General features: G+C 57.6%; 11 protein-coding genes. All 11 read right to left on the bottom strand.

What is annotated here, in order from left to right; translation table 11 throughout:
- Position 1: 1 nt before the first annotated feature.
- Positions 2 to 922, bottom strand: coding sequence for a D-alanine--D-alanine ligase (locus tag WG891_RS00325; RefSeq protein ID WP_337261145.1), 921 nt, complete (start codon positions 920 to 922; stop codon positions 2 to 4).
- A complete protein-coding gene (murC, locus tag WG891_RS00320) occupies positions 915 to 2,390 on the bottom strand; it encodes a UDP-N-acetylmuramate--L-alanine ligase (protein WP_337261144.1) in 1,476 nt (491 codons plus the stop codon). Before murC ends, WG891_RS00325 begins: the two co-directional genes overlap by 8 nt.
- An 81-nt stretch (positions 2,391 to 2,471) precedes the next feature.
- A complete protein-coding gene (gene murG / locus WG891_RS00315; protein WP_337261143.1) occupies positions 2,472 to 3,536 on the bottom strand; it encodes an undecaprenyldiphospho-muramoylpentapeptide beta-N-acetylglucosaminyltransferase in 1,065 nt (354 codons plus the stop codon).
- Between the two features lie 3 nt (positions 3,537 to 3,539).
- Positions 3,540 to 4,736, bottom strand: a complete 1,197-nt coding sequence (gene ftsW / locus WG891_RS00310) for a cell division protein FtsW (RefSeq protein WP_337261355.1) — start codon at positions 4,734 to 4,736, stop codon at positions 3,540 to 3,542.
- Between the two features lie 2 nt (positions 4,737 to 4,738).
- Positions 4,739 to 6,058 (bottom strand): UDP-N-acetylmuramoyl-L-alanine--D-glutamate ligase, encoded by a 1,320-nt coding sequence (gene murD, locus WG891_RS00305; RefSeq protein ID WP_337261142.1) that lies wholly within the window; start codon positions 6,056 to 6,058, stop codon positions 4,739 to 4,741.
- A gap of 2 nt (positions 6,059 to 6,060) precedes the next feature.
- Positions 6,061 to 7,143, bottom strand: coding sequence for a phospho-N-acetylmuramoyl-pentapeptide-transferase (mraY, locus tag WG891_RS00300; protein WP_337261141.1), 1,083 nt, complete (start codon positions 7,141 to 7,143; stop codon positions 6,061 to 6,063).
- Positions 7,137 to 8,498: a UDP-N-acetylmuramoyl-tripeptide--D-alanyl-D-alanine ligase gene (gene murF, locus WG891_RS00295; RefSeq protein ID WP_337261140.1), complete on the bottom strand. Its 1,362-nt coding sequence runs from the start codon at positions 8,496 to 8,498 to the stop codon at positions 7,137 to 7,139. The genes mraY and murF overlap by 7 nt, the downstream gene beginning before the upstream one ends.
- Positions 8,495 to 9,982: a UDP-N-acetylmuramoyl-L-alanyl-D-glutamate--2,6-diaminopimelate ligase gene (gene murE, locus WG891_RS00290; RefSeq protein WP_337261139.1), complete on the bottom strand. Its 1,488-nt coding sequence runs from the start codon at positions 9,980 to 9,982 to the stop codon at positions 8,495 to 8,497. Before murE ends, murF begins: the two co-directional genes overlap by 4 nt.
- Complete coding sequence (locus WG891_RS00285) at positions 9,969 to 11,732, bottom strand: peptidoglycan glycosyltransferase FtsI (RefSeq protein WP_337261138.1); 1,764 nt, start codon at positions 11,730 to 11,732, stop codon at positions 9,969 to 9,971. The genes murE and WG891_RS00285 overlap by 14 nt, the downstream gene beginning before the upstream one ends.
- Positions 11,733 to 11,774: 42 nt before the next feature.
- Positions 11,775 to 12,095, bottom strand: coding sequence for a cell division protein FtsL (ftsL, locus tag WG891_RS00280; protein WP_076942529.1), 321 nt, complete (start codon positions 12,093 to 12,095; stop codon positions 11,775 to 11,777).
- Positions 12,092 to 13,033: a 16S rRNA (cytosine(1402)-N(4))-methyltransferase RsmH gene (gene rsmH / locus WG891_RS00275; protein WP_337261137.1), complete on the bottom strand. Its 942-nt coding sequence runs from the start codon at positions 13,031 to 13,033 to the stop codon at positions 12,092 to 12,094. Before rsmH ends, ftsL begins: the two co-directional genes overlap by 4 nt.
- Between the last annotated feature and the right edge of the window lies 1 nt (position 13,034).

Raw genomic sequence — 13,034 nt, 5'->3', positions numbered from 1 at the left:
CTCAGTCAGCCAACGCCAGAATTGCCGCAACCAACTGCGAGAAGGTCAACCCTGCCTGACGCGCGGCCATCGGCACCAGGCTGTGGCTGGTCATTCCCGGCGAAGTATTCGCCTCCAGCAGATAAAAACCGCCATCGCTGTCCTGCATCACATCAACGCGCCCCCAGCCTCTGCAATCCAGCCCGCGATAGGCACGCAGTGCCAGTGCCGCCATCTCGGCTTCCTGCTGCGCACTCAGGCCACTTGGGCAGAAATACTGGGTGTCATCGGCAATGTATTTGGCCTGATAGTCGTAAAACACCCCGGCTGGCTGAATGCGGATGGAAGGCAATACCCGATCACCGAGGATCGCCACGGTATACTCAGGGCCGCTCAGCCATTTCTCCACCAGCACGTCATCATCATGGCGGAAAGCCTCTTCCAACGCGCTTGCAAGCGCGCTGCTCTCAGTGACCTTGCTCATGCCGACGCTGGAGCCTTCGCGGCTAGGCTTGACGATCAACGGCAACCCCAACGCGGCCACCGCAGCCAGCAGGCTGTCACGCTCTTGACCAAAGTACTGCTGACGGCACAGCGCCACATACGGAGCGATCGGTAAACCCATCGATTGCCACACCAGCTTGGTGCGCCACTTGTCCATGGTTAGCGCCGATGCCATAACGCCGCTGCCGGTGTAAGGCAACTGCAAATACTCCAACAGGCCCTGCAAGGTACCGTCTTCACCACCGCGCCCATGCAGCGCGATAAAGACCTTGCTGAACCCGTGTTCTTTCAATTGAGCCACTGGGAAATCGCGGGTATCGACAGGATGAGCGTCAATACCGGCCTCTTTCAACCCAGCCAGCACCGCCGCCCCGGATTGCAGTGACACTTCTCGTTCTGCGGAGGTTCCACCCAGTAACACGGCAACTTTATCAGCCATGGTGAGCCTCCTCTTTGCTCTGCGGCTGCAGCTTAAGCTCAGCCAGCTTGCGCGCGATTTTACCGACGTTACCGGCGCCTTGCACCAGGATAAGATCGTCATCTTGTAACAATTGTGCCAAGGTTTCCGGCATGATTTCCGCATCGGCAACCAGAATCGGATCCAACTTACCGCGATTGCGAATGGTACGACACAGCGAACGGCTGTCGGCCCCGGGGATCGGCGCTTCACCGGCCGGATAAACATCCAGCATCAGCAGCACATCCACCTGCGACAGCACATGGGCAAAATCATCGTAAAGATCGCGAGTACGCGTGAAGCGATGCGGCTGGAAAATCATCACCAAGCGTTTGCTCGGCCAGCCTGCGCGCGCGGCCTTGATGGTCGCATCCACTTCAGTCGGGTGATGGCCATAATCGTCCACCAGCATTGCGCTGCCCGGCTTGCCATTAACCGCTGCCAGCGGGAAATCGCCCAGGAAATCAAAGCGACGGCCTGTTCCCTGAAAACCAGCCAACGCACGCAGAATGGCCTCATCGCTGATGCCCTCTTCCGTGGCCACCGCCACCGCCGCCGCGGCGTTCAGCGCATTATGGCGGCCTGGTGCGTTCAGGGTCACCGTCAGCAACGGTTTGTCCTGGCGGCTCAGGGTAAAGTGCCCCTGGTGCCCAAGCTGACGATAGCTCTCTACGCGCACATCGGCATCTTCACTGAAGCCGTAAGTGGTGATGTGGCGGCCGACACGTGGCAACAGTTCACGCACGACAGGATCGTCAATACACATCACCGCACGGCCATAGAACGGCAGGTTGTGCAGGAAACTGATGAACGTCTGCTTCAGGTTTTCGAAATCGCCATGGTAGGTATCCATATGGTCGGCTTCGATATTGGTGACAATCGCCACCATTGGCTGCAAATGCAGGAATGAAGCGTCGCTCTCATCGGCTTCGGCAATCAGGTAACGGCTGGAGCCCAGGCGCGCATGGGTACCCGCCGCCTTCACCAATCCGCCGTTAACAAAGGTCGGATCCAACCCACCTTCAGCATAAATACTCGACACCATCGCGGTGGTGGTGGTTTTGCCGTGCGTACCGGCAATGGCGATGCCATGACGGTAGCGCATCAGTTCAGCCAGCATCTCTGCACGCTGGATCACTGGAATACGGGCCTCACGGGCCGCGACAATCTCCGGGTTATCTGCCGGAATCGCCGTTGAAACCACCACCACGCTGGCATCCAGCACATTCTCTGGGCGGTGATGGAAATAAATCGTTGCCCCAAGCTCGCTTAACTGTTGGGTGACCGGATTCGGTGCCAAGTCGGAACCGCTGATCTGATAACCTTCGTTAGCCAACACTTCGGCGATACCCCCCATGCCGGCACCACCAATGCCAACAAAGTGGATGTGCCGGACGCGTCGCATCTCAGGCACGAAAGTACGTAGTTTCGCCAATTGTTGTGTATTCATCACTCTCTCTATCCGGGTTCAATCTGCGAACCCCACATTGCTTATTTTTCATAAGGCTCGGCGAGCCAAGCCCTGCATGATCTATTTAGCTACGCGAACGATCTCCGCCGCCACGCGTTCTGTTGCATCCGGGATCGCTACCGCACGGGCTTTTTCAGCCATCATCAGTAACGTTGAGCGATCCCAGCCCGCCAACAGTTCCGCCAGTGCTCCAGCGGTAAACTGCGGCTGTTCAATAATTTTCGCCGCACCTGCCGCCTCAAGCGGACGGGCATTCCAGTACTGCTGACGATCTTTATGCTGGAAAGGGACAAAGATGGCAGGTAAACCGGCCGCCGCAATCTCACTGACGGTCAGCGCACCGGAACGGCACACCACCACGTCGGCCCACGCATAGGCCGCCGCCATGTCGTCGATAAACTCGGTAACGTTGTGCTGGGTCTGCCCTGCCCTTTCGTAGTCACGCAGCACCGTTTCCAGCGCGCCTTTGCCTACCTGATGCCAGAGGGTGATTTTATCGCCCAACAGCGCCGCGGCTTCAGGAACTGTCTGATTCAGCACGCGTGCGCCTTGGCTTCCGCCAATCACCAGCACGCGAACCGGCCCTTCACGCCCAGCTAGGCGCTCCGCAGGTAATGGCAATGCCAGCACATCGGTCCGCACCGGGTTACCTACCACCTCCGCATTGGGGAATGCGCCGGGGAAAGCCTGTAACACCGTTTTGGCAATGCGTGACAGCCAGCGATTGGTCAACCCCGCAATGCCGTTCTGCTCGTGCAGCACCACCGGGATGCCGCACAACCAGGCAGCCAAGCCACCGGGACCAGAAACATAACCGCCCATGCCCAACACCACATCTGGCTGATAGCTGCGCATAATCGCCTTGGCCTGACGCACGGCACGCCAGATGCGCAACGGTGCGGTCAACTGGGCCTTCAAGCCTTTGCCGCGCAAGCCGGAAATGCGGATAAAATCGATCTCGATCCCATGCTTTGGCACCAGGTCAGCTTCCATACGGTCGGCGGTTCCGAGCCAGCGCACCTGCCAGCCTTGCGCCATCAGATGATGCGCGACCGCCAGCCCCGGGAACACATGCCCACCGGTACCGCCTGCCATCACCATTAAACGCTTCGCTTTACCGCTCATCCGTTACCTCTTCACAAACGCCTGTGCTTTAGTCAGGCGTGTTTCATAGTCAATACGCAGCAACAGCACAATCGCCGTTGACATAATCAACAGGCTCGAACCACCGTAACTGATCAGCGGCAGCGTCAGCCCTTTGGTCGGCAGCATCCCCGCCGCCGCCCCCACGTTAACCAACGCCTGGAAACTGAACCAAACGCCGATCGAACAGGCCAGGAAACCGGAAAATCGCTGATCGATCTCCAGTGCGCGGCGGCCAATCGACATCGCGCGAAAAGCGACGAAGAATACCATTAACAGGGCTAAAACCACACCGATATAGCCCAATTCCTCACCTAAAATCGCGAAGATAAAGTCGGTGTGCGCCTCAGGCAGATACTCCAGTTTCTGCACTGAGTTACCCAGCCCTTGCCCCCAGAACTCACCGCGGCCGAACGCCATCAGCGACTGGGTTAACTGATAACCACTGCCAAACGGATCGGCCCAGGGGTTCCAGAAGGAGGTCACACGGCGCATACGGTAAGGTTCTGCAATCACCAGCAGCCCTACCGCAAACGCACCGGAACCGATAATCGCCAGGAACTGCCACATCTTGGCACCGGCCAGAAACAACATCGCCAAGGTGGTGATAAACAGCACTACCACCGTCCCCAAATCCGGCTGTGCCAGCAGCAACACCGCCAGCACCACCATTACCCCCATCGGTTTACAGAAACCCCAGAAGTTACTGCGGACCTCATCGACCTTACGTACCAGATAACTCGACAGGTAACAGAACAGCGATAATTTAGAGAGCTCGGCAGGCTGAATACGCAACGGCCCCAGGGAGATCCAGCGCGATGCACCGTTCACCGAACTGCCCACCACCAAGACGATCAGCAACATCACCATCGACAGCAGCAACATGGCGGTGCTGTAGCGCTGCCATACTTCCATCGGAATACGCAGCGTAATCAGCGACAGGCCAAATGCCAGTGCCAGATAAAGGGCATCACGCTTGGCAAACAGGAACGGATCTTCTGCCAGACGTTGGCCGATCGGCATTGAGGCCGATGTCACCATCACAAAACCGACAACGGCCAAACCGAAGGTCAACCACAACAGGGTACGGTCATACAGCACCATGTTGACCGAATCACTTTCACGCGATCCCATCACCCAGTCTTTCAGTTTGTTGGCCAGGCCAAACGTCGGCATCCGCAGTCTCATCCGCCAAGCTCCTGCGCCAGACGGGCAAACTCATTGCCACGCACTTCAAAATTACGGAACTGATCCAGGCTGGCACAGGCGGGCGACAACAGCACCATATCGCCCGCCTTCACGCGGCCAGCGATCGTTTGCATCGCCTGTTCCATGGTTTCAGTCAAAGTAGCAATATCGGCGCGCAACTCTGCCAGTTGCGCACCATCGCGACCAAAACAATACAAACGAATATTGTCGCCTTGCAGATAACGCGCCAGCGGCGAGAAATCGGCAGATTTGCCATCGCCGCCCAACAACAGGTGCAGCGTTCCTTCCACCTGCAAACCGTTCAGCGCCGCTTCGGTGCTGCCAACGTTGGTGGCTTTGGAATCATTAATCCAGCGGACGCCATCGTGCTCCCACACCAGTTGGAAGCGGTGTTCCAGGCCAGCAAAGGTGGTCAGCGCCTTCAGGCTGGAAGAGCGTGGCAGTCTGACCGCATCGGCCAACGCCAAAGCCGCCAGTGCGTTGGTGTAGTTATGCTGGCCTGTGAGCTTCATCTCACGGGTGTTGAGGACCTTCTCACCGTTAACCCGCAGCCAGATTTCGCCCTGCTGGCGGTTGAGATGGTAATCCCCGACATCGGCACCAAAGCTGACACAACGCGCATCAGCGCCACGTACCGGCATGGTCAGTGCATCATCTGCATTCACCACGCACACGCCAGCATTTTCATAGATCCGCAGTTTGGCGGCACGGTACTGCTGCAAGCCAAACGGATAGCGATCCATATGGTCTTCGGTCACGTTGAGGATGGTCGCGGCAGCGGCGCGCAGGCTTGAGGTGGTTTCCAGTTGGAAGCTCGACAGTTCCAGCACGTAAAGCTGGCATTCTTGGCGCAGCAAACTGAGCGCTGGCAGGCCGATATTGCCGCCGACGCCCACCGCCCAACCGGCGGCTTTAGCCATTTCGCCCACCAGCGTGGTCACGGTGCTTTTGCCGTTGGAACCGGTGATCGCCACAATCGGTGCCTGCGCCTCACGGCAAAACAGCTCGACGTCACCAACGATCTCCACACCGGCATCCGCAGCAGCGCTCAGCGCCGGTGTTGCCAAAGCCATACCAGGGCTGGCAACGATCAGATCCGCCTCCAGCAGCCAATCCTGATTCAGATCGCCCAAATGCCGCTCCACGCTCTCAGGCAGCTTATCCAGCCCTGGCGGAGCAATGCGGGTATCCATAACGCGCGGCGTCACGCCGCGCGCCATAAAGAAATCAACACAGGACAAGCCGGTGAGGCCCAACCCGATGATGACTACTTTTTTACCCTGATAATCCACCATAATTAGCGCACCTTGAGCGTCGCCAGGCCAATCAGCACCAGCATCAGCGAAATAATCCAGAAGCGCACGATCACGCGCGGCTCTGGCCAGCCTTTCAATTCGTAGTGGTGATGGATCGGCGCCATACGGAAAATACGTTGCCCGCGCAGCTTGAACGACCCCACCTGCAGGATCACCGACAGCGTTTCAACCACGAACACACCGCCCATAATCACTAGCAAAAACTCCTGACGCAGCAGCACGGCGATCGTCCCCAGCGCCCCCCCCAGTGCCAATGAGCCGACATCGCCCATAAACACCTGAGCCGGGTAAGTGTTGAACCACAGGAAGCCTAACCCCGCCCCGACAATCGCGGTACACACGATCACCAGTTCACCAGCGTGGCGCAGATACGGGATATGCAGATAGCTGGCGAAATTCATATTACCGGTGGCCCAGGCGACCAGCGCAAAACCGGCGGCCACGAACACGGTTGGCATGATCGCCAAGCCATCCAAGCCATCGGTCAGGTTGACCGCATTGCTGGTACCGACAATCACAAAGTAAGCCAGCAGCACATACAGCAGACCAAGCTGCGGCATGACGTCCTTGAAAAACGGCACCACCAGCTCGGTGGCTGGCGTGTCTTTTCCTATCGCATACATGGAGAAAGCGACAATCAGCGCAATCACCGATTGCCAGAAGTACTTCCAGCGGGCAATCAACCCTCTGGTATCCTTGCGCACCACTTTGCGATAGTCATCGACAAAACCGATGATGCCGTAACCCACCAGTACAAACAGCACGCACCACACATAAGGGTTGGACGGATAGGCCCACATCAGCACCGAAATGGTGATGGAGGTCAGGATCATGATGCCGCCCATGGTTGGCGTGCCGCGTTTGCTGAAGTGCGATTCCGGCCCGTCGTTACGCACCACCTGGCCGAAGGACATTTCCTGCAGGCGCTTAATCACCCGCGGCCCCATCCACAGAGAAATAAACAGCGCGGTCAGCAGGCTGACGATGGCCCTGAACGTCAGGTAGGAAAAGACGTTGAAGCCGGAGTAATACTTGACCAAATGCTCGGCCAGCCAAACTAACATGGTGCTTTCTCCTGTAACGCGCGTACTACCTGCTCCATTGCGGCACTACGTGAACCTTTGATTAACACGGTAATTACCGCATGTGCTGACAGTAATTCCGCTACGCGCGCGATCACTGCTGTCTTATCCTGATAATGCTCACCGTTACCGGCGGCCGAACTCAGCGTTTGGCTTAATTGGCCCACGCTGATCACTTTATCCACCCCGGCCGCACGGGCAGCTTCACCCACCTGACGGTGGCACTCTTCAGCGTCTGCGCCCAACTCGGCCATATCGCCAACCACCATCACCCGGTAGCCCGGCATCTCTGCCAGCGTCTGTGCCGCCGCGATCATTGAACCGACGTTGGCGTTGTAGCTGTCGTCCAGCAGCAGCTTGCCTTCTGCCCACACCACCGGGCATAAACGCCCCGGCACCGCTTGCAGTTGTTGCAATCCTTTGCGCACCGCTTCTAACGTTGCACCCACTGACATTGCCAGCGCCGCTGCCGCCAGAGCATTCGCCACGTTATGGCGGCCCGGCAGCGGCAGCTCAACAGCCACCGTGCCAAACGGGCTGTGCAGCGTAAACTGCGTACCCTTACCATTCACCTGGATATCACTGGCAAAAAAGTCTACCGCCCCTGCCGCCTGCGGCGAGAAACGCCACACTTTTTTGCCTTGTAATTGGGCCTGCCAGTGTGGCCAGTCGTTATTATCCGCGTTGATGATCGCCACGCCGTCTGCAGGCAAGCCACCAAATATTTCACCTTTGGCCTGAGCCACACCGGCCAAAGAACCAAACCCTTCCAGATGTGCCGCCGCCAGATTATTCACCAGCGCGCTCTGCGGCTGGGTTAAGGCGGTGGTATAAGCGATCTCACCAATATGATTCGCGCCCAATTCAATCACGGCAAAATCATGCTGTGGCTGCAGGCGTAGCAGCGTCAGCGGCACGCCAATGTCATTGTTGAAATTACCGGCGGTATACAGCACCGCGCCACACTCGCGCAGAATCGCGGCAGCCATTTCTTTCACCGAGGTCTTGCCCGATGAACCGGTCAGAGCCACCACTTTGGCCGACACTTGCTGACGAACCCAGGCGGCCAGTTGCCCCAACGCAATGCGGGTGTCTTTCACCACCAGTTGCGGCACATCCCCCAATAAGCGCTTACTTACCAGCAGCGCCCCGGCACCTGCGGCGATGGCGTCAGCGGCAAAATCATGGGCGTCGAAGCGTTCCCCCTTCAGCGCCACAAACAGGCAGCCTGGCGTGATCTGGCGCGTATCTGTCGTCACTTCGGTGATTGAGCAATCGGCACCGATCAGCTCGGCGCTCAGTACCTCAGCCAGGGTCTTCAGGGATACCGGGATCATGCCAACACCCCCAGCAGACGCGCAACGGTAGTACGATCGGAGTAGTCCAGGCGACGGTTCCCCACCACTTGATAATCCTCATGGCCTTTGCCTGCCACCAAGACGACATCCTGTTCTTGTGCCTGCATGATGGCGCTGGTGACGGCTTCAGCGCGCCCATGGATCACCTGCACATGCCCGGCATCCAGCAACCCGGCGAGAATATCTTTGATAATTGCCTGTGGCTCTTCGGTGCGTGGGTTATCGTCGGTGACCACCACCCGATCGGCGAATTGCTCGGCAATGCCCCCCATAAGTGGGCGCTTACCTTTGTCGCGATCGCCGCCGCAGCCAAACACGCACCACAATTGCCCCAGGCAGTGCAGACGTGCGGCTTCCAAGGCTTTCTCCAAGGCGTCCGGGGTGTGGGCATAATCCACTACCACCGTGGGTTTGCCCGGAGCATTAAACACTTCCATACGGCCACAAACCGGCTGTAGTTGATTGGCAGTTTTCACCAGGTCAGCAAACGGGTAACCGAGCGACAACAAGGTTGCCAGCGCCAACAGCAGGTTACTGACGTTGAACGCCCCCATCAGGCGGCTTTCAATCTCGCCATCGCCCCAGCTTGAGCTGAAATGAATCGTGGCGCCGTTATCGTGATAGTTCACCGCCGTGGCTTTCAGCCAGCGGCCACGGCAGCCAGGCTGCAGGTTATCTTGCATGGTCACGGCCACAGCATCCGGCAGTTGCGCCAACCAGCGCTGCCCGACTTCATCGTCGGCATTGATAATCGCCTGCCCAACGTCATGGGCCGCAAACAGTGACCATTTAGCCGCTTCGTAGCTGGCCATGTCGCCGTGGTAATCCAGATGATCGCGGCTCAGGTTGGTAAACACGGCCGCAGCAAAGCGCAAAGCGGCCACACGGTGTTGCACCAGACCATGTGAGGAGACTTCCATCGCAGCAAAGGTTGCGCCCTGTTCGGCCAGATCGTTAAGGATATGCTGGACATCCACCGCGGAACCGGTGGTGTTTTCCGTCGGGCAAACCTGGTCCAGCAAGCCGTTACCGACCGTTCCCATCACCGCGGCGGTTTCGCCCAGCAGTTGGCTCCACTGCGCCAGCAGTTGTGTGGTGGTGGTTTTGCCGTTGGTACCGGTCACGCCGATCAGACGCAAGCGTTCTGCAGGCTGCTGGTAAAAACGCCCGGCCAGGGCGGAAAGGCGCTGATTGAGCTGACTCAGGTAAATCACGGGAACGCCGTGCATTTCGCAGATTTTACCGTCTTCAGCCTGGCTTTCGGCTTCAGCGATAACGGCGGCGACCCCTTGTGCGATGGCTTGTGGAATATAGCGTCGGCCATCCGTTTGGTGGCCGACGACGGCGACAAACAGATCCCCGGCAGCCGCAATACGGCTGTCTAATATCATTTCCCTAAGCCGGCGCTCGGGTGCCGTTGGCACCCAAGGAGCGAGTAAATCGCGTAAATTACGATCTGCCACCTGTACCCTCTTTACTGTTGATAACTAATTCGCTTTTGTCACCGGTGGGCAACGCATCCGGCTCAATGTTCATGATCCGCAGCACGCCCCCCATGATCGCACCAAATACGGGTGCAGAAATCGCACCGCCGTAGTACTTCCCGCCCTGTGGATCGTTGATCACCACCACCAGAGCAAAACGGGGTTGACTCGCGGGTGCCACACCCGCGGTATAAGCGATATAGCGGTTGACGTATTTGCCGTCCGGGCCGACTTTTTTAGCGGTACCGGTTTTAATCGCGATGCGGTAACCCTTGATGGCCGCCTTCACACCGCCGCCGCCCGGCAAAGCTACGCTTTCCATCATGTGCACCACGGTACGCACCGTGGCTTCAGGGAAGACGCGCTCACCGGCAACCGGTGGATCAACTTTGGTGATCGACAATGGGCGGTACACGCCCAGGCTGCCGATCGTGGCATAGACTCGCGCTAACTGTAACGGCGTTACCATTAGCCCGTAGCCGAAAGAGAAGGTGGCCCTCTCTATGTCAGACCACCGTTGTTTTTTTGGGTATAAGCCACTGCTTTCTCCGACCAGCCCCAAATTGGTCGCTTTTCCCAGTCCAAAGCGTGAGTAAGTATCTACTAACGCTGAGGACGGCATCGCTAACGCCAGCTTAGACACACCGACGTTACTCGACTTCTGCAAGATCCCGGTCATGGACAGTTCCGAATAACGCGCCACATCTTTGATTTCATGGCCGTTAATGCGGTAAGGTACGGTATTGAGCACGCTGTTCTCTTTCACCACGCCGTGCTGCAATGCCGTCATCACCACCATCGGTTTCACTGTGGAACCCGGTTCAAAAATATCGGTTATTGCGCGGTTACGCATGGTGTCTTTCGGCGTACCGGCCATGTTGTTCGGGTTGTATGAAGGGCTGTTGGCCATCGCCAACACTTCGCCGGTATTCACATCCACCAGTACCGCAGTGCCCGACTCCGCCTTGTTGAAGGCCACAGCGTTATTCAATTCGCGATACACCAGCGCCTGCAGGCGTTCATCAATGCTCAGCATCAGGTTGTGCGCCGCCAGGCTGTCTACCGAGGAGACATCCTCAATCACCCGGCCATAACGATCTTTACGCACGGTTCGCTCACCCGGTTGCCCGGTCAGCCAGCGATCAAAGCTTTTTTCAACCCCTTCGATGCCTTCGCCATCAATATTAGTGACGCCGATAATGTGTGAAGTCACCTGCCCGGAAGGGTAGTAACGGCGTGACTCCTGACGCAGGTAAATCCCCGGCAGTTTCAGCTTATGGATATAGTCACCAATCGCCGGGTTGACCTGGCGTGCCAGGTAAACAAAGCGCCCTTTCGGGTTGGCGTTAATACGGTTGGATAACTGATCGAGCGGGATCTGCAACGCATCAGAAAGCGCCTTCCAGCGCGAATCCAACGTAATCCCGCCGCGCTCGATCAGCTCTTTCGGATCGGCCCACACGGCGTTTACCGGCACGCTCACGGCCAATGGCCGGCCTGAGCGATCGCTGATCATGCCGCGCGCGGTAGGAACTTCCTGCACGCGCAGCGAGCGCATGTCGCCTTCTTTCACCAGCCGATCCGGGTTAATCACCTGCAGATAAGCCACGCGCACCATCAGCCCGACCAACGCCAGCAGAATACAGCCGCACAGCAACGCAAAACGCCAGCTGACAAAGCTGGCTTGATCTTCCTGGCGTTTCAACTTACCGGGGCGTACTGCTTTCATGTGTTACCTTTCTGCTCCGTATCGTGAATGTGGTTAAGCCCTTTATGGTTTAACGATGATATTTTCCTGCGATGGATCAACGTGCTGCATCTGCAGTTTCTCCGTAGCGATACGTTCCACGCGGCTATGATCGCCAAGGGCGTTTTCTTCCAGAATCAGGTTACGCCACTCGATATCCAGCGCATCCCGCTCCAGCACCAACTGTTCGCGCTCGGCGGTCAGTAAGCGAGTACGGTGCGCGGTGGTGACCACAAAAACAGCAGTCACCAACACGGCGATCAACAGAATCAGCGGGATCTTGGCGTTACGCAGCAAATCACCGCCAATAACCCCGACCAGTCCGTGGCGTTCATGGCCAATCACGCGGGCATCCTCTCGGCAATGCGCAGTACCGAGCTGCGAGCACGCGGATTTTCCGCCACTTCATCGTCAGACGGCATCATTTTGCCCAGCGCTTTCAGCGTGCGGCCGCCCATTTCGCGCAGTTGTGCTTCGGTTAGCGGAATCCCGGCGGGAACCTGAGCCCCACGGCTGTGGTGGCGCATAAAGCGTTTGACGATGCGATCTTCCAGCGAATGGAAGCTGATGATCGACAGACGCCCCTGCGGAGCCAGCACCTCTAACGCACCGTCCAGAGCACGCTCGATCTCTTCCAGTTCACTGTTGATATAAATTCGAATCGCCTGGAAACTGCGCGTTGCCGGATGTTTGTGCTTTTCACGGAACGGGCTGGCATTGGCGATCAGATCCGCCAGCTCTTTGGTACGCGTCATCGGTTCTACACGGTTTCTTTCCACGATGGCACGGGCAATACGCTTGGCAAAACGCTCTTCACCGAAGGTTTTCAGCACCCAGGCGATATCGTCAGCTTCCGCTTTCATCAGCCATTCGGCGGCAGACTGGCCGCTTGAGGGATCCATACGCATATCCAGCGGGCCGTCGCGCATGAAGGAAAAACCGCGCTCGGCATCATCCAACTGAGGAGAGGAAACGCCCAGATCGAGCAACACACCGTCAATTTTGCCCACCAGCTCGCGCTCCTGCGCATAGTGTGCCAGCTCAGAAAATGGGCCATGTATGATAGTAAAACGAGGATCTTCAATCGATTCGGCAGCGGCAATGGCCTGCGGATCGCGATCAATTGCCAGTAAACGTCCTTCCGGCCCCAACTGGGACAGAATCAGACGAGAATGGCCACCGCGACCAAAAGTTCCGTCAATGTATGTGCCGTTGCTGCGGATATTGAGGCCATTTACGGCCTCATCCAACAGGACGGTGGTGTGCTTATAGTTTTCCAACATG

Source organism: Serratia sp. MMO-28 (assembly GCF_037199905.1).
GTDB classification, from domain to species: domain Bacteria; phylum Pseudomonadota; class Gammaproteobacteria; order Enterobacterales; family Enterobacteriaceae; genus Chania; species Chania oryzae.
The sequence above is the reverse complement of the archived record's forward strand: the minus strand, read 5'-3'. Positions and strand labels throughout refer to the sequence as shown.